This is a genomic window from Micrococcus endophyticus (assembly GCF_014205115.1).
GTDB lineage: Bacteria > Actinomycetota > Actinomycetes > Actinomycetales > Micrococcaceae > Micrococcus > Micrococcus endophyticus.
On the sequence record NZ_JACHMW010000001.1, the window covers coordinates 735,260 to 754,544 of the forward strand.

The following is a 19,285-nucleotide window of genomic DNA, read 5'->3' on the forward strand; positions in this document are numbered from 1 at the left end:
CTCGATGAATCATCAGCTGAACGTCACCATCCTGTCCGGCGATACTGAAGGCACGCTGAATGCGCACAGCAGGCGCAATCCGCCCCGCAGCCATCGCCGTCCTTCTCGTTCTGGTCCCCGGCGATCAGCGCGGAGGCGGGGGTGCAGCAGGCATCCCCGCGCCAGGCCTCCACCCCTTCCTTGAGGGCGACGGCGGCGATCACCAGGGCCGCGACTGGGTCGGCCCAGGTCCAGCCCAGGGTGCTGTTGAGGACCAGGCCCACCAGCAGGACCGCCGAGAGGTAGGTGCAGATCAGGGTCTGTTTGGAGTCGGCCACCGCGGAGGCGGACCCGAGTTCGCGGCCAGTGCGCCGCTCGAACCAGGACACGAACGGCATGATGGCCAAGCTCACGGCGGCCAGCACGATCCCCACCGTGGAATGCTCCGGTTGCCCGGCCCCGAACAGGGTGCGCACGGCGTCGACGGTGATGAAGGCGGCCAAGCCGAAGAAGGAGAAGGCGATCAGGCGCAGCGCCACCTTCTCCCGGCGGTGCGGGTCCGGGGTGGCGAACTGCCAGGCCACCGCGGCGGCGGAGAGGACCTCCACGATGGAGTCCAAGCCGAAGCCGATCAACGCGGAGGACGAGGCCACGGTGCCGGCGGCCAGGGCGATGGCCGCCTCGATCACGTTGTAGGTGATGGTTCCGGCCACGATCCAGCGGATCCGGCGGTGCAGGACCGCACGGCGGTCGTCCGTGAGGGGCTTGGAGCTCAGCGTGAGGGTGCTCATGCGCAGGTGCATCCCGCAGCGGAGCAGCAATCCGGGTCGATGGTCAGCGTCAACTCCAGCAGCTCCCCAAGGGTCTGGCCCAGCCGGGGGTCGGCCAGGGCGTACCAGACGTTGCGGCCCTCGGCGGTAGTGGTCACCAGCCCGCAGCCGCGCAGGCAGGCCAACTGGTTGGACATCACCTGCTTGGACACCCCCAGCTCCCCGGCCAGCGCCGACGGGCGGGCCGGCCCATCACGCAGGGCCAGCAGGATCCGGGTCCGGGTGTCATCAGAGAGGGCATGGCCCAGTCGGGACAACGCCGAGACATGAGTGAGGGTCGTGGTGCTCATGCCTAGAACGGTACAGCATAACGTGTACCCTTGTCGGGGTGCCGCCCGGCAAGCGGCCGGCACCATGGCCCGATCCCAGGAGGTCCGCGCAACTAGGGCGTGTCTGAGAATAGATGCACGAGTCAGCTGAGACCCTGGGGACATGTCCCGGTTCCAGATGCTCTCCGATGCCCAATGGGAGTTGATCGCCCCGATGCTCCCGACCCGGACCGGCAGGGCCGGCAGGCCGTTCGCCGACGCCCGCACCATGGTGGAGGCGATCATCTACCGGTACCGGTGCGGAATCGCTTGGAGGGATCTGCCCGAGGTCTACGGGCCCTGGCAGACCGTGTGGACCTGGCATCGGCGCTTGGCCGAAAAAGGCACCTGGGACACGGTGCTGGCGAGGCTGACCGCCGCCGCTGACGCCGAAGGCCTGATCGATTGGTCGGTCTCGGTGGACTCCACGATCGCCCGCGCCCACCAGCACGCGACGAACATCACCCGCCACACAGGGGGATGGATCGAACTACAAGAATCCGCGTGAGGAGCCGGCCGATCACGGCATCGGGCGCTCCCGTGGCGGGCTGAGCACGAAGATCCATCAGCTCGTCGATGGGACCGGGCTGCCGCTGGTCAGCCTGATCACCCCCGGCCAAGCCGGGGACTCCCCGATGCTGCTGCCGCTGCTGGGGCGGCTGCGCGTGGCACGGCCGGTAGGGCGGCCCCGGACCCGCCCCGAGGCGGTGCTGGGCGACAAGGCGTACTCCTCCCGGGCGATCCGCACCCACCGGCGTGCCCGCCGGATCAAAGCCGTGATCCCCGAGCCGGCGGATCAGCAGGGCCACCGCAGGCGCCGCGGCTCGGCCGGTGGCCGTCCCGTGGACCTGGACTCGCAGGCTTACAAGGGCCGGAACGTGATCGAGCGCCAGTACGCGCACCTGAAGCAATGGCGGGGCCTGGCGACCCGGTACGACAAGTACGCGATCGTCTACCGGGCCGCCGTGGTGTTGAACGCTGTGCTCGCGTGGTCCAAACGATTGTCAGACATGCCCTAGTCCTCGAAGCCGAGGGCCCAGCCCTCGCCGAGGTCCTCGCTGGAGTACGTGCGGAAGGCGAGCATCGTCTCGGTGTCCTGAATGCCCTCGACCTTGGAGAGGTGGTCCGCGATGACGTCCGCCAGGTCCTCGTAACGGCGCACCTTGACCATCGCGACGAGATCCCACGCGCCGGTCACCGAGTAGACGGAGCCGATGCCCTCCAGGGCGGCGAGCGTCTCGGCGGTCTCCGGGATGCTGGACTTGTCGGTCTTGATCATCACGATGGCGGTCACCACGGTCGGTCCTCATTTCCTGGGTGCGGCGTTCGGTCCGTTCTCCGCCCGATCCTAGCCCCGGCGCATCGGCCGCCACCGCACTGCGTCATCCGGGGAGACCCTCGCTTCTGACAAGCCCGATGACTAGTCACACACTTGCGCGGCGGCGGATCACCCAGGCCGTGACCGCCCGTCGGCCCAGCAGGAAGACGCCCAGGACGCCCAGCGCCACCAGCACGAAGGAGAGGGGCGCGCCGCCCTGGTCCCACAGCACGCGCAGCGCCATGCCGACGGCCACCGTGCCGAGCCAGACGGCGACGCCGTGCGGCCACACCCGGTGCCACGTGCGGTGGCCGGCCGTGAGGACGGTGGCGGCGACCAGCCCGAGCAGAAAAGGCAACGCCGTCGCCAGCAGGCCGCCGAGGCCCCGATCGGTGGTGTGCTGGTCCTGGCCGAGCGCCACGAAGACGACGACCAGGACGGCGTCGACGGCGAGGGCGGTCGCGGCCCACAGGGGAGAGGGCGGGGACGCGGGTGAATGACGGCGAGTGGGGGAGTCGGTCATGCCTCCAGTCTGCGCCATCGTCTCGGACCGGTTTTCAGACAAGGTGTCAGCCATGTCGCAGCTAGGATGACCCCGTGATCGTGCTGCACCTGCTCCCGCTGACCGCTCCCGACGCCGCCGACGCCGCGTGGACCCGCGTCGGGGACGAGCTGAACCGCCCCGGGGCAGTGTCGAGCCTCCTGATGCCTTTCGACCGTCAGGGGGAGGGCTCGGAGGCCCGGTTGGTCGGGGGAATGGACTCCGGCGTGGAGGCCGTCGGGATCCTGCTGTCCCTGGTCCGGAGCGGGGCCTGGGCGGTCGTCGTTGAGGTCGCCGAGGGGCAGGCGGCTGGGGAGTCGCTGCTCCAGCGCGAGGCGGAGCGGGCACGGCGGGCCAACGGCCACTGCGCGGTCCTGGGCCCGAGCGGCCCCTCGGCTGCCTGGATCGAGCCGGCGCTGCAGCTGCTGGGCGCGTTGGAGCGCCGCCGGTCGGAGCCGCAGCAGGACGCGGGTCGCCGCGTGGAGGCCGGCGCCAGCCAGCGCGAGGTCGCGGCGGAGCTGCAGGTGAGCCAGCAGGCGGTCCACGCGCGCCTGCGCGGAGGGCTGTGGAACGAGACCCGGGCCCTGGCAGGCGCCACGGCAGACGCCCTCGACGTGCTGGCGCGCCGTGGTGACCGCGTCTCCGACGGCGGCGCGTCGCCGTCGACGTCCGAGCGCGGGTGACGGGTCAGGTGCGGCCCCGGCGGGGGACCCTCGTTCCTCGTTAGTTTACATAATGCACATTATCGGCCTATAAGAGACCGGCCCTGACCTGGGGTGATGCGACGCCCCCGCGGGCCGGACACGCCGCCGTTCCGCCCCGCCTGACCCGAGCCGCGCGCCGCCCGTGGCGCAACGCCACCCTGGACGGACGCATCCGGTCCCGCGCCCGAATCCTGTCGGCACCGACCCGGCGCTGGCTAGCCTGAGGTCCATGACGATCGTGACTGACAAGCGAGACCGACCGCTTCACGCGACCATCGCCATCATCCTGGCCATCCTCACGGGCGGCTACCTGGCGCCCTGGGCCGTCGCCGCCACCCGCGGCAAGTCCAACGTGTGGACCGTGTTCTGGGTCAACCTGCTCACCGGCTGGACCGTCATCGGCTGGGCCATCGCCCTGTACATGTCACTGACGAGCCACCGCACGGCCCGCGTCTGGGGTGCGCGCCGCTGACTTGACGCTCGAACGCCGCGAGGCCCACGTCGACCGGTCGGTCGACGTGGATCTCGTCGCGGTAGGTCGCCCCTGACGTCCGCCGTGCGGGTCCGGGCCGGGGCCTGTCAGGCCAGGTGGGCGACGACGGCCGTGAAGCCCTCGCCCTCGGCCACCAGGCGTCGGGGCCCGTCGCCGGACTCCTCAGCGGCATCGGCGAGCTCCACGGGCAGCTCCAGCTCGCCGCCGTCGCCCTCGCCGACGAGGCGCAGGGTCACGTCCGGCTGGCGGGTCTCGAGGTAGGTCCCCGACTCGTCGTGGAAATCCATGACGGCCTGCGGGATCTCACCGCGCAGGCCGGCGGTGAGGATGCGGCGGGCGTCGGGGTCGGTGGCGGCGTCCATGACCCAGCGCCGGCCGAGCACGGAGTGGTCGGTCTCGGCCACGATGTCCCCCTCTGTCGGGGCCTCGCCCCGGTAGGCGAACGCGGTCTGGTAGAGCCGGTCCCCCACGCGCACGATCATCGACTCGACGCCCACCTCGCCGGCCGGGTCGTCGAAGCGGTACGAGCCGACCTTCTCGGCGTCGACGTCCTCGGGCAGGCCGTGCGCGACGAGGCGGCGGCGGATCCACTCGGGCTTGTCCGGGTCCAGCTGTGCGGTGTAGATGAGGGCCATGCCCCGACCGTAGCCGCGTCCGCGCGCCGGCGGCGAGGCCCGGTCGGCCCGGCGCCCCCGTCGTCTCGTCCGCCCGCCGCCTCAGCCCTGGACGGCGCGCACGGCGTGGTCCATCGCCCGGTACGCGTCGAGCTCCCGCGCCTCGGCGGCGCCGCCCACGAGACGGACCGCCTCGGCGTGGTAGCCCGCAGCCACGAGGTCGCCCGCCAGTCCGTCCTCGGACTCCTGGCCCGCGCAGACCACCACATCCGTCACGTCCAGGGTGAGCGGGGTCCGCTCCTCGGGGCGCTCCGGGTCCGGGACCGTGACGTGCAGGCCCGCCGCGGACAGGCCCTCGTAGGCCACGCCGCTGTGCAGGCGCACGCCGTGGCGGCGCAGCTCGACGCGGTGCACCCATCCGGTGGTCGGCCGCAGGCGGGCGCCGATCGGCTCGGGGCTGCGCTGCAGCAGGTGCACCTCACGGGCGGGCGGCTCCCCCGTCGGCTCCCCCAGCTGGCCGGGCGTCGGCGAGTCCAGCGCCACGCCCCAGCGGGCCCGCCACTGCTCGGCACTCTCGGGCGTGCCGTCCGGCCGCTGCGCCCCGGCGGTCAGGGCCTCGGCGACGTCGACGCCGACTCCCCCGGCGCCGATCACCGCGACGCGCGGACCGAGCAGCGCGTGCCCCAGGACGACGTCGTCGTAGGCGTGCACGGCCGGGGCGCCGGGCTCCCCCGCGCCGGGCAGCTCGATGCGGCGGGGCCGCACCCCGGTGGTGAGCAGGACCTCGTCGAAGGCCGGCGCGCCCTCCGGTGTCAGGAGCGTCTGCACCGTGACATCTTCGCCCGTCAGGACCGTCACTCCCGACGCGCGTGCACGGGCGGCCAGGTGCTCGAGCGCCGGGCCGAACTCCTCCTTGCCGGGGATGCGCCGGGCCAGGCGGAACTGGCCGCCCGGCTCGTCGTGCCGGTCGAAGAGGGTGACCTCGTGTCCGAACCGGGCGGCGCGCTCGGCCGCCGTGAGTCCGGCCGGGCCCGCGCCCACCACGGCGACGCGCCGGCGCCGGCCGATCGCCACGGGCACCGGTCGCGCGTACGCCGGGTCGGTCTCGCGGCCGGCGCGGGGGTTCATGAGGCAGGAGACGGGCGCCCCGGTGAACACGTGGTCCAGGCACGCCTGGTTGCACGCGATGCAGGGGGTGAGCGCCGCCGCGTCGTCGACGCCGATCCCGGCCATCCAGTCGGGGTCGGCCAGCAGGGGCCGGGCCAGGCCCACGAGGGCGGCGGCGCCCGAGACGATCGCCTCCTCCGCCTCGGCGGGCGTGGTCAGGCGGTTGGCCGCGATCACGGGGATGTCGACGGCGGCGGACAGCGCCGCCGTCGCCGGCAGGAACGCCGCGCGCGGCACCGAGGTGACGATGGTCGGCACCCGGGACTCGTGCCAGCCGATGCCGGTCATGAGCACGTCCGCGCCCGCGGCCTCGAAGGCGCGCGCCGTGTCCGCGACCTCCTCGCGGGTCTGGCCGCCCGGCACCAGGTCGGCGGCGGAAGTGCGCACCGAGAGCACGCCGCGCTCCCCCAGTGCCTCGCGCACCGCTGCGACCACCGCGACCGGGAACCGGCGCCGGCGCTCGGCGTCACCCCCGTACTCGTCCACGCGTCGGTTCGTCGCCGGGGCGAGGAACTGGTTGAGGAGGTAGCCCTCCGAGGCCATGATCTCCACGCCGTCGTATCCGGCCTCCAAGGCCAACGTGGCAGCGCGTGCGAACGCGCCCACGGTCCGCTCGATGTCCGCGGTCGTCATCTCCCGGGGCGTGTGCCGCGAGATCGGGGCCCGCACCGCGGAGGCCGAGACCAGGTCGGGGCTCGGGGCGTAGCGTCCGGCGTGCAGCAGCTGGGCGAGCATCCTGCCCCCGGCTGCGTGGACGGCGTCCGTGACGACGCGATGGGCGCGCGCGTCCTCCTCGCTGGCGAGCAGCCCCCCGCCCAGCGTCACCGCGCCCTCCGGGACGACGCCCACGCCGCCGGTGACGATCAGCCCGACGCCGCCGCGTGCCCGCTCGGCGTAGAACGCGGCCAGGCGGGGCAGGTCCTCGTGGCGGTCCTCGAGCCCCAGGTGCATCGAGGCCATGACCACGCGGTTGGGCAGGGTCAGCGGGCCGAGGGTGATGGGCTCGAGCAGCGGTGAGGTGCGGGGAGGTGCGACTGTCATGGTGGTCACATTACCCACCGGTAGGACACGGCGGGACCCCGACCGGGGGACAGGCTGTGTGCGCGGCGTCTCCGTAGGGCAGGATGGGGGTCACACGCCGAGGCGCGGCCGGCAGGCCGGGCGGGCCGTCACCGAGGGGAGCGAGCGCATGGACTGGATCGAGGCGAACGCGGGCTGGCTGTGGCTGGTCGCGGCCGCGGGCCTGATCGGGGTCGAGCTGCTCACCCTGGACCTCGTGTTCCTCATGATCGCCGCCGGCGCGGGCGCCGCGGGCGTCGTCGCCCTGGCCGGCGGTCCCCTGCCGCTGCAGCTGGCCGCGTTCGCCGTCGTCGCGCTGCTCATGCTCGCCGCCGTGCGCCCCGTCGCCCTGCGCCACCTGCGCAAGGACACCGGCGCCGGCGCCTCCTACCTGGACACCCTGCCCGGGCGCCGCGTGGCGGCGCAGGGCGCCATCACCGCCGAGGCCGGCACGCTCACGGTCGACGGCGACACCTGGTCCGCCCGCGTCGAGGACGGCGTCCCGGACGCCGCCCCCGGCGCCGAGGTGACCGTGCTGCGCGTGGAGGGGGCGACCCTCGTGGTGCGCCCGCTGCCCCAGATCGACTGGGAGGACGGCCGCTCCTGAGCCGGCCGGGCCTCCCCCGTCTCCCACCCCGACCCCTACGGAGGGATCCCGATGGAAACCATCATCATCCTGGTCGTCCTCGCCGTGCTGGCGGCGGTGATCGTGGCCTCGTCGGTCAAGATCATCCCGCAGGCGCGCACGGCGAACATCGAGCGGCTCGGCAAGTACAACCGGACGGCCGGCGCCGGTCTGACGATGATCATCCCGTTCGTGGACCGCATGCTGCCCATGGTGGACATGCGCGAGCAGGTCGTCTCCTTCCCGCCGCAGCCGGTGATCACGGAGGACAACCTCGTGGTCTCGATCGACACGGTGGTCTACTTCCAGGTGACGGACGCGAAGGCCGCCACCTACGAGATCGCCAACTACATCCACGCCGTGGAGCAGCTGACCACCACCACGCTGCGCAACGTGGTCGGCGGCATGAACCTCGAGGAGGCCCTGACCTCCCGCGACTCCATCAACTCGCAGCTGCGCGGCGTCCTCGACGAGGCCACCACCCGCTGGGGCCTGCGCGTCTCGCGGGTGGAGCTCAAGGCCATCGACCCGCCCATGTCCATCCAGGACTCCATGGAGAAGCAGATGCGCGCCGAGCGGGACCGCCGCGCGGCCATCCTCACCGCCGAGGGCACCAAGCAGGCGGCCATCCTCACCGCGGAGGGCGAGCGGCAGTCCCAGATCCTCTCGGCCGAGGGCGAGGCGCAGGCCCGCGTCCTGCGCGCCAACGCCGAGGCCGAGGCCATCGAGGTGGTCTTCGACGCGATCCACAGCGGCGGCGCCGACTCCGAGGTCCTGGCCTACCAGTACCTGCAGGCCCTGCCGAAGATCGCCGACGGCGAGTCGAACACCATGTTCGTGGTCCCCGCAGAGCTCACCCGGGCCCTGCAGGGGCTCGGCGAGGCATTCTCCCCCGCCGGCGACGGCGAGTCCCGCCGCCCCTCCCCGTCCGGGGCCCGGGGCGAGGCCGCCGAGCGCGCGGGCGAGCACGGCGGCGCTTCGCCGGAGCGGCCGCGGCGTCCCCGCGGTTCCCGCCCGACGACGGCGGACGCCCTGCGCTCATCCGGCGTGATGGACGCGATGACCGCCGGCGCCGTGACGGCCCAGGAGATGCCCCAGACGTCTCTGGACGAGGCGCTGGCCACCCCGAAGGAGCTCGAGCCGGACCCCTCCGCGGGGCGCGCGCCGGGCCGACGCCCCGCGGGCGAGACCGACGGGAATGGTGTGGGACACTGAGTGGTTGCACCACTGAACATGATCTGCCGCGCCTCGGGCGCACCGCGCCCCCGCGCGGGCGCCGGCGCGGCGTGACGAGGAGGAGAACGTGAGCGATCGCAGCCTGCGGGGCATGCGCCTGGGCGCGCAGTCCCTGGAGTCCGAGGCCGGCGTCGAGCCCGCCGCGCGCCAGCGCGTGGAGTACCGCACGGAGGACGGCGAGCAGGTGTTCGTGACCTTCTCCGTGGAGGCGGACGTCCCGGCCACCTGGACCTCGAAGACCGGCAAGGAGGCGTTCCTCGTCAGCGGCGAGAAGCCCGCCGAGGCCGAGGGCAAGCCCGTGCGCACCCACTGGGACATGCTGCGCGAGCGCCGCAGCCTGGAGGAGCTCCAGGAGACCTACGCGCTCCAGCTCAACAAGCTGCGCGCCAGCCGCGGTGAGGACGTCGACGCCTGAGCGTCGCCCTCCCCCGCACACACGACGGGGCCGGATCCTCCTGGAGGATCCGGCCCCGTCGTCGTCGGTGGCGGTGGACGCCGGGCCGCCCCGTGGGGCGCGCCCGGCGCGGCGTCAGAGGCCCAGGCGGGAGCGCAGGCCCTCCCAGCGGGCGGCCAGGCCCCAGCGGGTCACGTTGACCACGGCCTCGCCGATGATGCCGCCGTTCATCTTGGACTCGCCCAGCTCGCGCTCCACGAAGGTGATGGGCACCTCGACGATGCGCTTGCCCAGGCGGGCGGTGCGGAAGGTCATGTCCACCTGGAAGCCGTAGCCCTTGGACTCGATCGCGTCGAGGTCGATGGCGCGCAGCGTCTCGGCGCGGTAGGCGCGGTAGCCGGCGGTGACGTCCGTCAGGCGCAGGCCCAGCATGATACGCGGGTAGAGGGAGCCGGCCCAGGAGATCATCTTGCGGGAGGCGGGCCAGTTGACCATCTTGCCGCCCGGCACGCGGCGCGAGCCGATCACGAGGTCGGCCGTGCGGACGGCGTCCAGCAGGCGCGGCAGCTGCTCCGGCTGGTGCGAGCCGTCCGCGTCCATCTCCACGAGCACGTCGTAGCCGCGCTCCAGCCCCCAGCGGAAGCCGGCGATGTACGCCCCGCCCAGGCCGTCCTTGGTGGTGCGGTGCAGCACGTGGACGCTCGGGTCCTGCGCGGCGCGGGCGTCCGCCCACTGGCCGGTGCCGTCCGGCGAGGCGTCGTCCACCACGAGCACGTCCGAGGTCGGGACGGCGTCCCGGAGGCGGCCGAGGGTCAACGGCAGCGACTCGATCTCGTTGTAGGTGGGGATGATGGTCAGCACGCGCATGCGTCTTACTCGCCTTCCGGCCGGGGATCGTGGGGGCGGCCAGCCGCGGGGCGGAGCCGTCTCATCCGTTCGAGTATAGGAAAGGCCGGGCTCAGGCGTGGTCGCCGGTGCCGTGCGCGTCGCCGTCGGCGGCCTCGGCTGCGATGCGGCCGCCCACCCAGGTGGCCCGCCAGCGCGGCAGCGGGGTCTGGTCGTCGAGGGCGGGCAGCAGGGGCGTGCCGGCGCGGGTGTCCGTGCTCCAGGCGGCGACGCGGCCGTCCGGGGACTGCACGGCCACGGCCTCGGCCTCCCACACCCCGAAGACGGCGGGGGCCGAGACGGCGAGGCGGGGCGCGGCGACCAGGTCGGCGTCGGCGGCGTCCGGCAGGGCGCGCAGCGGGGTGCGGGTGGCCGCGGCGAACGCGGAGCGGGCGGAGATCCGCTCCGCCTCCTCGGGGTGGGACAGGGCGGCGCGGACGGCGGCCCAGGGGTCCCGGCCGGGTCCGGCACCGAGGGCGACGGGGACGGCGTCGGCGAGCAGGCTGGCCACCGGCGCGCGCAGCGTCCCGTCCGCGGCGGGCACCACGGTGGCCGAGACGGCGACGGAGGCCAGGAACGCGCGGTCCTCGGCCGCCACCGGGGAGGTGACCACGAGGCGGTGGCGGACGCGGCCCAGGGCCGGGGCGCCCAGCTCGTCGGCCACGCGGCGCAGGGCGGCGATCGCGGCCGCCTGCGCGGCGGCCGGGGCCTCGGCGTCGCCCTGCCCGGCGGCGTCCGCGGCGGGCACGAGGTAGGCCTGCTCCCCCGCGCGCGTGGCCTCCGCCAGCGCGGCGGCGAGGTCGGCGGCGTCCACGTCGGCGGCCACGGGCAGCCACACGCCCACCGCGCCCTCGGCGGGGCCCTCGGCGTGGCGGTAGACCACGGCCTGGACGCCCTCGGCGGGCGCCACGTCCCCCGCGGGGCCGGCGAGCACGGTCACGACGGCGGTCCCCCGGGACAGCGCGTCCCGCGCGTCCTCGGGCCGGGCCAGCGGCTCCACGAAGGCGGGCACCACGACGTCCCCGTCCAGGTCCGTGCGGGCGTCCGCTGGGTCGGCCACGCGCTCGGCGGAGTCGTCCGCGCCGAGCCACGCGATCACCCCGTCCCGCACCAGGAGGGCCTGGGCGTAGGGGTCCGTGACGGAGTGGATGATGCCGGTGGTCAACAGGTGAGCGCTCACCCGCCCCACCCTAGTCCTCGTCCGCCTCCCGGGCGGTGGCGGCGGGCAGGGAGGTGGCGACGACGCCGCGAGAGACCAGGTCGGCCGCCTTGCGGCAGGCCCGGCTGCGGCGGGCGTCCCCGGGCACGTTGGCGAGCTGGTCCAGCACGTCGATCACCTGGCGCGCCCAGCGCACGAAGTCGCCGGCGGCGAGGTCCGCGCCCTCGAGGGTGCGGCGCAGGCTCGCGCCCCGCACCCAGCGGTGCATGGGCCCGACGAGGCCCGGGTCGGTGGGCGGGGTGGGCTCGAGCCGGGTCTGGGCCTCGTCCGTGCGCAGCCGCTCCTCGATGCGCTCGGCGGCGTCGGCCACCTCGGCCAGGCGTGCCGTGGGCATGGGGACGACGCCGTGGCCGGCCTCCCCCTTGCCCTGGTAGACGAGCAGCGCGGCGACGGCCGCCCACTCCTCCGGCGTGAGCCCCTGGACGGTGGGGTCCTGCAGCACGAGCGAGGTGAACAGGTCCCGCTCGCCGTAGATCCGGCGCAGTGCCTCGCCGCGGGCCGTGAGGGCCTGCCGCGGCGAGGAGGCGTCCTCGTGGACGTAGCCGTAGGAGCGCAGCAGCCCGACCACGCGGTCGAAGGTGCGGGCGATGGTGTTGGTGCGGCCGGCGATGCGCTCGCGCAGCACGGAGACCTCCCGGCGCATGCCCCACCAGCGGTCGCCCCAGCGGGCGTGCTCCTCGCGGTCCTGGCACGCGTGGCAGGGGTGGCGCTGCAGGGCGCGGCGCAGCTCCTCCACGCGGGGCGCGGCCGGGTCCTCCCGGAGCCGGAAGCCGCTGGCCCGGCGTCCGCCGCCGGAGGGCGGGCGCCCAGTGCGCACGGCCTCGCGCATGAGGGCGGCGACGTCCTTGCGCTGCGTGGGGGTCTTGACCTGGAGCACCTGGGGCAGGGCCGCGCCGGCCACGGGCTCGACCGGCCCGGCGACGTCGTCCACCGTGATGCGCCGCAGCTGCGCCTTGTCCGTCACCACGCCCACGCGCGGGTTCTGGGGGTTGCCCGCCGGGAACACGACGACGGCGCGGCCCAGCGCGCGGCCGGCGTCGAGCTCGACGACGTCGCCCACGGCGAGGTCCGCAAGGGACTCCTTCACGGCCGCGAGCTGGGCGCGGCGGCGCCCCTGTGAGCCGGACTTCTCGGCGGAGGCGAGCTCCTTGCGCAGGGCGAGGTACTCGGAGAAGTCCCCGAGGTGGCACTGCATGGCCTCCTCGTACTTCTCGAGGCTCGCCTGCTTGGAGCGCACCTCGCGGGCCAGCCCCACCACGGAGCGGTCCGCCTGGAACTGGGCGAACGAAGACTCCAGGATCCCCCGCGCCCGCTCCGCGCCCACCTGCGCGAGCAGGTTGGCGGACATGTTGTAGGTGGGCCGGAACGAGGACTTCAGCGGGTAGGTGCGGCGGGAGGCCAGGCCGGCGACGGCGGCCGGGTCCAGCCCGGGGCGCCACATCACCACGGCGTGGCCCTCGACGTCGATCCCGCGGCGGCCCGCGCGTCCGGTGAGCTGGGTGTACTCCCCCGGCGTGATGTCCACGTGGTTCTCGCCGTTGAACTTCACGAGCTTCTCGATGACCACGGAGCGCGCCGGCATGTTGATGCCCAGCGCGAGGGTCTCCGTGGCGAAAACGGCCTTGAGCGCGCCGGCGGCGAACAGGTCCTCGACGGCCTCCTTGAACGGGGGCAGCATGCCGGCGTGGTGCGCGGCGAAGCCGCGGGAGAGCCCGTCCCGCCACGCCCAGTAGCCGAGGATCTCGAGGTCCTCCACGGGCAGCAGGCGCGCGGCCTGCTCCACGCGCTCGGCCACGAGGGCCTTCTCGTGCGCGGTGGTGAGGTCGAGGCCGGCGCGCAGGCACTGCTCCACGGCGGCGTCGCAGCCGGTGCGGGAGAAGATGAAGGTGATGCACGGCAGCAGGCCCTCGCGGTCCAGCGCCCGGATCATCTCGGGGCGGGAGGTGGACAGCCGCGGCCCGCGCCGCTCGCCGTCCTCCTGGCCCCGGACGCGACCGGTGACGGGCCGCTCGCGGTCCATGGCGTGGGAGCCGTGCCGGCCGCGGCGGCCGGCGTCGCGCCCGCCCTTCCTGCCGTCCCCGCCCCGGCCTCCCCGGCCCCGCTGACCGCCGTCGCGGCCGCCGCGCCCGCGGTGCCGTCCGGGCCGGCCCCAGTCGGGGCGCTCGGAGCGGCGCTCGGCCTCCTGCCCGAGCCGCTTGAGCTCGGGGTTGAGCAGGGCCTCGCCGTCCCGGTCCGCCGTGTCCTCGAAGGCGATGTCCTCGGCGAAGAGGTCGTAGAGCCGCCCGCCGGCCATCACGTGCTGCCACAGCGGGACGGGCCGGTGCTCGGAGACGATCACGGTGGTGGCCCCGCGCACCGTGTCCAGCCAGGCGCCGAACTCCTCGGCGTTGGAGACCGTGGCGGACAGGGAGATCAGCTGCACGTGCTCGGGCAGGTGGATGATGACCTCCTCCCACACCGGGCCGCGGAACCGGTCCGCCAGGTAGTGGACCTCGTCCATCACCACGAAGCCGAGGTCCGTGAGGGTGTCCGACTGCGCGTAGAGCATGTTGCGCAGCACCTCGGTGGTCATCACCACCACGGGGGCGTCCGGGTTCACGGAGGTGTCCCCCGTCAGCAGCCCAACGTTCTCCGCGCCGTGCACCCGGGACAAGTCCGCGTGCTTCTGGTTGCTCAGCGCCTTGATGGGCGTGGTGTAGAACGCCTTCGTGCCGCGGGCCAGGGCCAGATGGACCGCGAACTCCCCCACCACGGTCTTGCCGGCACCCGTGGGCGCGGCCACGAGGACCCCGTGGCCGTCCTCGACCTCGGCGCACGCGCGCCGCTGGAAGTCGTCGAGCGGGAAGCCGAGGCGGGAGGCGAAGCGGCCCAGCTCGGAGCCGGCGTGGTGGCGGGCCGCCTTGGCGCGGGCGAAGCGCTCGGCCGGGCTGAGCTGCGGCTCCTCGGGCGGGGTCGCGGACGCGGGGGCGTGGGACATGCCCCCACCCTACTGGCGGGTCCGGACGCCGTCCCGGCCCGGGGATACGCCGTCGGCGGAGCGGGCGCGGCGCCGGTCAGATCTCGTGGAGCGGCTTCGGGCCCGAGGCGAGCTCGGTTTCGATGTCCTGCTCGCGGCGGACTGCGCGCCTGGCGCGACGCCGGTCGCCCCACAGGCACAGGGCGATCGCCACGCCGAAGAGCAGCACGAGCGGGACGGCCATGTAGACCATCGAGATCGCGTCCGCACCGGGGGCGGCGATGGCGGCGATCAGCATGATGAGGAACACCGTGATGCGCCAGTGCTTCACGATGGTGCGCCCCGGCAGGACGCCGAGCATGTTGAGGCCCACCAGCAGCACCGGCAGGACCATGGCCACGCCGAACGCCAGGTAGAGGCGCGTGACGAAGCTGATGTAGACCGACGCCGTGGGCAGGGTGGCCCCGCCCTCGGGGGTGAAGCCCACGAAGAACTGGACGGCCTGCGGCATCACGAGCCAGCCCAGGCCCATGCCGAGCAGGAAGAGCGGGACGGCGGCGGCGATGAACCCGAGCGCGTACTTCTTCTCCGCCTTCTTCAGACCCGGCACGATGAAGGCCCAGATCTGGTAGAGCCAGACCGGGCTGGAGACGATCAGACCAATGAAGAGGCTGACCTTGAGCATGAGGTCGAACGGCGAGGCCACGGTGTCGTAGGCGATCGCCGAGATGCGCCCGTCGCGGGAGAGCTCGTTGACCGGCCGGAACAGCTCGGCCATCACGGGCTGGTAGATGAGGAACCCGACCACCATGCCGAGCAGCACCGCCACGCCCGCCTTGACCACGCGGTTGCGCAGCTCGGTGAGGTGCTCGCGCAGCGGCATCTCCCCCGTGGGGTTGTCCCGGCGGCGCCGGCGCCGCGTGCGCCGGGCGACCTCCTCGACCTCGCTCATCGGGTGGGGACCCTCCGGCTCAGCGCTCGTCGCGGGGGCGGACGTCGGTCTCGTCGCGCTCGACGACGCGGCCCTCGACCGGCTCGTCGGCCGCGGTGGAGCCGCTACCGGAGCGCGCGTCCTTGCCGTCCTTGGCGCCCTTGTCCTCGGTGCGCATCTGCTTCACCTCGGAGGAGAAGATGCGCATCGACTGGCCCAGGTTGCGGGCCATCGCGGGCAGCTTCGGCGCGGCGAAGAGCAGGATCGCGAGGAGGATGATGATGACGAGCTGCCATCCCTGGAGACCGGCCATGGTGAGGTCCTTTCGATCGGGGTCCTGGGGACCAGGCTACCGCGCCGCGAGGGCGTCGACGGCGCGGTCCAGCGCGTCCTTCACATGGGCGCGCATCGCGGCCGGGGACAGCACCTCGACGGCGCCGCCGTGGCGGCCCACGAGGGCCGCGGCCACGTCCGCGTCGGTGAGGCGCACCCGGGTGAGACGGTCGCCGTCAGGCAGGTCCGCCTGCGCCTCGGGCCGGTAGCCTGCCGCGGCGTCGCGCACGCGGTGGGCCCAGCGCAGCACGGCCGGAGTGCCCGCCGCCTCGTCCGGGTGGACGCGCCAGCGGGCCGGCCGCGCGCGGGGGGCGAAGGCCTCCCCCGTCGCCGCGGCCGCGCCGATCCGGTCCACGCGGAACACCCGGTCCTCCCCGGCGGAGCGGCACCAGGCGCGCAGGTACAGGCGGGCGCCGTCCTGGACGACGGCGAGCGGCTCGACGTCGCGCTCGCTCAGCACGTCGGCGTGCACCGAGCGGTAGTCCAGTCGCAGGACGCGGCGCTCGGCGATCGCGGCCAGCAGCGTCCGGACGGTCTCCGGATCGACGGCCACGTCCCAGTGCGCGGCCACGGCCCCACCGGGCGCGGGAGTCGGCGCCGTCCCGGCCTCGGCCTCGGCCAGCGCCTCGTCGTCCGCCGCCGAGGCGGCCGCGCCGCCCGCGTCCAGGACGGCCTCGGCGATGCGCCGCTGCGCCGAGCGGGCGGCCGCGCGGTCGGCGTCGTCGAGCACGGGCAGGTCCGCCACGGTCTGCAGGGCGGCCACGAGGCTGTGCCCCTCCGGGCGCGTCAGCCGCACGGGGCCGGCGAGGTCGGCGGCGCGGCGCACGTGCACCCGACCGCCCTCCTCGTCCACCTCGAACTGGAAGCCGGGGAAGTCGCGCTCGGGCATGCCGCAGTAGCGCAGGGTCTCGAGGTCGGCGTCCAGCCGATCCTCGGTGACGCCCAGCCGGGCGCGCAGCTCGGCGCGGTCGACGCCGTCGGCCCGGTTGGCGAGCCCCACGATGTCCAGGAGCCGGCCCACGAGGTCTTCGCTCGAGTCCCGGGCGCGCCGCCGCACGGGCGGGGCCAGCGGCACCTCGAGCAGCGCGGGCGCGGCGGGCCCGGCGTGCGCCCGGGCGGCGGTGGCCAGGGCGTCGGCCACGCGCCGGGCCAGGTCCGGCTCGGCGGCAGAGGGCACCGCACGGCCCAGCAGGCCGCCGACCTCGGCGGCGAGGCCGTCCTCGTGGGTGCCGGCGGGCGCCTCCCAGAGCTCCCAGCCGTCCCCGGGCGCGGCACCGTCCTCGGCGCGGGGGTCGACCCGCTCGCCCACGGCCCGCACGCCCTGGCCGCGCCCGGGGGCGAGCCAGACGCGCACGCGCTCGGCGTCGGCCTGGCCGGCCAGGCGGGCCACCAGGTCGGCGTGGTCGTGGTCGGCGGGGCGCCCCGGCAGGGACGCGGCGCGCTCCACGCGGCGCGGCTCGCCCTCCATGCGGGTCAGGCGGAAGCTGCGCTCGGCCTCGCGGTCCGCGTCCCAGCCGGTGAGGTACCAGCGGCCGCGCACGAGCGTGAGGAACCACGCCCGCACGGTCCGCCGGCTCTCCCGGCCCCGCGCGTCGCGGTAGGGGAAGCGCAGGACGGCCTCCTCGGCGACGGCCTGGGTCAGGGCCTCGAGCCGGGGGTCCGCCCGCGGCGTGAGGGCATGGTAGCCGGCCAGCTCGTCGTCGGCGGCCAGGTCCGGGGTCGGGGCGAAGAGCAGCCCCACGGCGCGCACGACGTCGGCGCGCAGGGGCGAGTCGCCCCAGAGACGGCGGGCGCGCACGAGGGCGCGGCGCTCGTCCACGGTGAGGTCGAGGTCGCGCAGCAGCATCGCGTCGCGCACCACGCGGTGGCGGACGCCCTGCGCCTCCTCCTCGAAGGAGTCCGCCTCGAGCGTCTCCAGCGGGACCCCCACGGCGCGCAGCACGCGGCGGTCCCGCTGGAACAGCTTCTCGAAGGCGGCGTCCGAGAGCCCCTCGTAGCCGACGACCTGGCGCCGGATCCGGTCACGCTCGAGGCCGTGGGGTGCGGACAGCAGCAGCCACAGCAGCGAGATGATCCGCTCGGCGGCCTCGTCGCCGGCGCGCCGGGAGGCGGGAGGGGCCATGGACGGGACGCGGGTCAGTCGACCGAGACGAGGTCGCAGACGAAGATCAGCGTCTCGTTCGGGCCGATGGCCGAGCCGGCGCCGCGGGCGCCGTAGCCCAGGTGCGGCGGGATCTCGAGGCGGCGGCGGCCGCCCACCTGCATGCCCAGCAGGCCCTGGTCCCAGCCGGCGATGACCTGGCCGACGCCCACGGTCAGCGGCAGCGGGGTGCCGCGGTTCCACGAGGCGTCGAACTCCTCGCCGGTGGACCAGGCCACGCCCACGTAGTGGACCTGCACGCGGGAGCCGGCCTCCACGGCGGGGCCGGAGCCGGCGATCAGGTCCTCCACCACCAGCTCGGTGGGCGGGTTCTCGCCCGGGAAGTCGATCTCGGGCTTCGTGCGGTCGTAGTCGCGCTGTCCGAAGGACACGGTGCTCTCCTGAGGGGTCGTGGGTGCGGGGGTCAGTTCGCCGGCGGGGTGGACGGGGCCTGGGCGTCCAGGATGTCCACCACGAACAGCAGGGGCTCGTTCGGGCCGATGTCCGGCGGGCTGCCCTGCTCACCGTAGGCCTTCTCCGCCGGGATCGACAGCAGGACGCGCGAGCCCACGGGCTGGCCCGCCAGGCCCTCCTTCCAGCCGGGGATCACCTGGTTCAGGGAGAAGGAGATGGGGGCGCCGCGCTCCCACGAGGAGTCGAACCGGGTGCCCTCGGACCAGGTCTCGCCCACGTAGTTGACGGTCACGGAGTCGTCCGGGCCCACTTCGGGGCCCTCGCCGCGGATCAGCGGCTGGACCACCATCTCGGACGGGGCCTCGCCCTCGGCGTCGCCGATCTCCGGGGTGCCGTCGGTCACGGTGACCTCGGGCAGTCGCTCGTCGCGCTCGGCGACCTCCTCGCCCTGGGCCTGCGTGGGCAGGATCGACTCGATCTTGTACACGAAGAGCTGGGCGGGCTGGGTCTGTGTGGAGGGGGACGCGCTCGGCGAGGCGCCGTCGGCGGGCGGGGCGGGGACCTCGCGCTCGGGGCTGTAGGCAGCGACGACGGAGCCGACGCCGTTGCGCACCAGCAGGTCGTGCATCTCCGGGTTCATGCTCTTGAGCTGCTGGTCCACGGGCACGGACTCGGGGTCGCCGGTGAAGTTCTCGGCGAGCACGTCGCCGCTGGCGGGGTCCACGACGGCGATCGACATCTTCAGCACGTCGCCGTCCTGCACCTGGTCGCCCTCGCCGGCGGTGAGCACGCGGGTGGTGGGCTGGTCCGTGGCGAGCTCGCCGTCGACCTCGACGCTGGGGGCGCCGTCCTCGCCCTCGGAGAAGGACAGGCCCTCCAGGGCGTCCGGCTCGCCCTGGCCCTCGCCGACCGCGGCGCGCTCGGGCGCGGCGGACTGCGAGGCGGAGGCGGCGTCGTCGTGCGGCTCCGGCGTGTCGTCCTGGCCGGAGGCGCAGGCGGTGGCCAGGAACAGGCCGGCCACGCCCAGCGACACCAGGGGCAGGAGGCGACGGCGGCGACGCGGCGTCGTGGTCTCGGGGGTCTGGAACGAACTCATGCGCCACACCCTAGCGGCGGGCCCTGGGTGTCGGCCCGGGACC

General features: G+C 74.6%; 20 protein-coding genes. 6 read left to right on the forward strand and 14 right to left on the reverse strand.

Going from position 1 to position 19,285, the window contains the following annotated elements; genetic code table 11:
- Positions 1-23: 23 nt before the first annotated feature.
- Both HDA33_RS03305 and HDA33_RS03310 read right to left on the reverse strand, forming a co-directional pair.
- Positions 24-770, reverse strand: coding sequence for a cation diffusion facilitator family transporter (locus tag HDA33_RS03305; RefSeq protein WP_069942017.1), 747 nt, complete (start codon positions 768-770; stop codon positions 24-26).
- Positions 767-1,099 (reverse strand): ArsR/SmtB family transcription factor, encoded by a 333-nt coding sequence (locus HDA33_RS03310; protein WP_020628509.1) that lies wholly within the window; start codon positions 1,097-1,099, stop codon positions 767-769. The genes HDA33_RS03305 and HDA33_RS03310 overlap by 4 nt, the downstream gene beginning before the upstream one ends.
- 142 nt (positions 1,100-1,241) lie before the next feature.
- Between HDA33_RS03310 and HDA33_RS03315 the strand changes: the two genes are divergently transcribed.
- A protein-coding gene (locus tag HDA33_RS03315; protein ID WP_184170879.1) for an IS5 family transposase occupies positions 1,242-2,136 on the forward strand; the annotation gives its coding sequence in 2 pieces (ribosomal slippage) (positions 1,242-1,598 and positions 1,600-2,136; 894 coding nt in all).
- Here the strand turns inward: HDA33_RS03315 and HDA33_RS03320 are convergent.
- Both HDA33_RS03320 and HDA33_RS03325 read right to left on the reverse strand, forming a co-directional pair.
- Entirely contained in the window at positions 2,133-2,414 is a 282-nt protein-coding gene (locus HDA33_RS03320) for an Lrp/AsnC family transcriptional regulator (protein ID WP_017488339.1), read from the reverse strand. The two genes, HDA33_RS03315 and HDA33_RS03320, sit on opposite strands and share 4 nt — an antisense overlap.
- Positions 2,415-2,541: 127 nt before the next feature.
- Entirely contained in the window at positions 2,542-2,958 is a 417-nt protein-coding gene (locus HDA33_RS03325; RefSeq protein WP_158492786.1) for a DUF3054 domain-containing protein, read from the reverse strand.
- Between the two features lie 74 nt (positions 2,959-3,032).
- Here HDA33_RS03325 and HDA33_RS03330 point away from each other — a divergent pair, with 74 nt between their 5' ends.
- Positions 3,033-3,659: a hypothetical protein gene (locus HDA33_RS03330; RefSeq protein WP_184170882.1), complete on the forward strand. Its 627-nt coding sequence runs from the start codon at positions 3,033-3,035 to the stop codon at positions 3,657-3,659.
- A gap of 250 nt (positions 3,660-3,909) precedes the next feature.
- The gene (locus HDA33_RS03335) at positions 3,910-4,152 is read left to right on the forward strand and encodes a superinfection immunity protein (protein WP_158492784.1); all 243 of its coding nucleotides are present in this window, start codon (positions 3,910-3,912) and stop codon (positions 4,150-4,152) included.
- Positions 4,153-4,259: 107 nt separating this feature from the next.
- Here HDA33_RS03335 and HDA33_RS03340 read toward each other — a convergent pair whose 3' ends face one another.
- Together HDA33_RS03340 and HDA33_RS03345 are read right to left on the reverse strand one after the other, a co-directional pair.
- The gene (locus tag HDA33_RS03340; protein WP_184170885.1) at positions 4,260-4,808 is read right to left on the reverse strand and encodes a maltokinase N-terminal cap-like domain-containing protein; all 549 of its coding nucleotides are present in this window, start codon (positions 4,806-4,808) and stop codon (positions 4,260-4,262) included.
- 81 nt (positions 4,809-4,889) lie between these two features.
- The gene (locus tag HDA33_RS03345) at positions 4,890-6,995 is read right to left on the reverse strand and encodes an NADPH-dependent 2,4-dienoyl-CoA reductase (protein ID WP_184170888.1); all 2,106 of its coding nucleotides are present in this window, start codon (positions 6,993-6,995) and stop codon (positions 4,890-4,892) included.
- 148 nt (positions 6,996-7,143) lie between these two features.
- Between HDA33_RS03345 and HDA33_RS03350 the strand changes: the two genes are divergently transcribed.
- The 3 genes from HDA33_RS03350 to HDA33_RS03360 all read left to right on the forward strand — a co-directional run bounded on the left by HDA33_RS03350 (position 7,144) and on the right by HDA33_RS03360 (position 9,289).
- Positions 7,144-7,620: an NfeD family protein gene (locus HDA33_RS03350; protein ID WP_184170891.1), complete on the forward strand. Its 477-nt coding sequence runs from the start codon at positions 7,144-7,146 to the stop codon at positions 7,618-7,620.
- A 51-nt stretch (positions 7,621-7,671) separates the two neighbouring features.
- Complete coding sequence (locus HDA33_RS03355) at positions 7,672-8,853, forward strand: SPFH domain-containing protein (protein ID WP_184170893.1); 1,182 nt, start codon at positions 7,672-7,674, stop codon at positions 8,851-8,853.
- Between the two features lie 88 nt (positions 8,854-8,941).
- Entirely contained in the window at positions 8,942-9,289 is a 348-nt protein-coding gene (locus HDA33_RS03360) for an RNA polymerase-binding protein RbpA (protein ID WP_158492780.1), read from the forward strand.
- Positions 9,290-9,403: 114 nt separating this feature from the next.
- Here the strand turns inward: HDA33_RS03360 and HDA33_RS03365 are convergent, their stop codons facing one another.
- The 8 genes from HDA33_RS03365 to HDA33_RS03400 form a co-directional block, all read right to left on the reverse strand.
- On the reverse strand, positions 9,404-10,135 hold the full coding sequence (locus tag HDA33_RS03365) for a polyprenol monophosphomannose synthase (RefSeq protein WP_184170896.1): 732 nt from the start codon (positions 10,133-10,135) through the stop codon (positions 9,404-9,406).
- Positions 10,136-10,226: 91 nt separating this feature from the next.
- Complete coding sequence (locus HDA33_RS03370; RefSeq protein ID WP_184170900.1) at positions 10,227-11,333, reverse strand: hypothetical protein; 1,107 nt, start codon at positions 11,331-11,333, stop codon at positions 10,227-10,229.
- Between the two features lie 10 nt (positions 11,334-11,343).
- Entirely contained in the window at positions 11,344-14,349 is a 3,006-nt protein-coding gene (locus tag HDA33_RS03375; RefSeq protein ID WP_184170903.1) for a DEAD/DEAH box helicase, read from the reverse strand.
- 76 nt (positions 14,350-14,425) lie between these two features.
- Complete coding sequence (gene tatC / locus HDA33_RS03380) at positions 14,426-15,280, reverse strand: twin-arginine translocase subunit TatC (RefSeq protein ID WP_184170906.1); 855 nt, start codon at positions 15,278-15,280, stop codon at positions 14,426-14,428.
- A gap of 19 nt (positions 15,281-15,299) precedes the next feature.
- Positions 15,300-15,572 (reverse strand): Sec-independent protein translocase subunit TatA, encoded by a 273-nt coding sequence (gene tatA, locus HDA33_RS03385; protein ID WP_158494583.1) that lies wholly within the window; start codon positions 15,570-15,572, stop codon positions 15,300-15,302.
- A gap of 36 nt (positions 15,573-15,608) precedes the next feature.
- A complete protein-coding gene (locus HDA33_RS03390) occupies positions 15,609-17,714 on the reverse strand; it encodes a helix-turn-helix transcriptional regulator (protein ID WP_184170909.1) in 2,106 nt (701 codons plus the stop codon).
- Between the two features lie 14 nt (positions 17,715-17,728).
- On the reverse strand, positions 17,729-18,124 hold the full coding sequence (locus HDA33_RS03395; protein WP_017488239.1) for an FKBP-type peptidyl-prolyl cis-trans isomerase: 396 nt from the start codon (positions 18,122-18,124) through the stop codon (positions 17,729-17,731).
- 32 nt (positions 18,125-18,156) lie between these two features.
- On the reverse strand, positions 18,157-19,242 hold the full coding sequence (locus HDA33_RS03400; RefSeq protein WP_184170912.1) for an FKBP-type peptidyl-prolyl cis-trans isomerase: 1,086 nt from the start codon (positions 19,240-19,242) through the stop codon (positions 18,157-18,159).
- Positions 19,243-19,285: the final 43 nt, after the last annotated feature.

Bases quoted from the DNA above. Each gene is read 5' to 3' on its own strand.
- HDA33_RS03305 (WP_069942017.1), bottom strand. From the start codon at position 770: ATGAGCACCCTCACGCTGAGCTCCAAGCCCCTCACGGACGACCGCCGT.
- HDA33_RS03310 (WP_020628509.1), bottom strand. From the start codon at position 1,099: ATGAGCACCACGACCCTCACTCATGTCTCGGCGTTGTCCCGACTGGGC.
- HDA33_RS03325 (WP_158492786.1), bottom strand. From the start codon at position 2,958: ATGACCGACTCCCCCACTCGCCGTCATTCACCCGCGTCCCCGCCCTCT.
- HDA33_RS03335 (WP_158492784.1), top strand. From the start codon at position 3,910: ATGACGATCGTGACTGACAAGCGAGACCGACCGCTTCACGCGACCATC.
- HDA33_RS03340 (WP_184170885.1), bottom strand. From the start codon at position 4,808: ATGGCCCTCATCTACACCGCACAGCTGGACCCGGACAAGCCCGAGTGG.
- HDA33_RS03345 (WP_184170888.1), bottom strand. From the start codon at position 6,995: ATGACAGTCGCACCTCCCCGCACCTCACCGCTGCTCGAGCCCATCACC.
- HDA33_RS03350 (WP_184170891.1), top strand. From the start codon at position 7,144: ATGGACTGGATCGAGGCGAACGCGGGCTGGCTGTGGCTGGTCGCGGCC.
- HDA33_RS03355 (WP_184170893.1), top strand. From the start codon at position 7,672: ATGGAAACCATCATCATCCTGGTCGTCCTCGCCGTGCTGGCGGCGGTG.
- HDA33_RS03365 (WP_184170896.1), bottom strand. From the start codon at position 10,135: ATGCGCGTGCTGACCATCATCCCCACCTACAACGAGATCGAGTCGCTG.
- HDA33_RS03375 (WP_184170903.1), bottom strand. From the start codon at position 14,349: ATGTCCCACGCCCCCGCGTCCGCGACCCCGCCCGAGGAGCCGCAGCTC.
- tatC (WP_184170906.1), bottom strand. From the start codon at position 15,280: ATGAGCGAGGTCGAGGAGGTCGCCCGGCGCACGCGGCGCCGGCGCCGC.
- tatA (WP_158494583.1), bottom strand. From the start codon at position 15,572: ATGGCCGGTCTCCAGGGATGGCAGCTCGTCATCATCATCCTCCTCGCG.
- HDA33_RS03390 (WP_184170909.1), bottom strand. From the start codon at position 17,714: ATGGCCCCTCCCGCCTCCCGGCGCGCCGGCGACGAGGCCGCCGAGCGG.
- HDA33_RS03400 (WP_184170912.1), bottom strand. From the start codon at position 19,242: ATGAGTTCGTTCCAGACCCCCGAGACCACGACGCCGCGTCGCCGCCGT.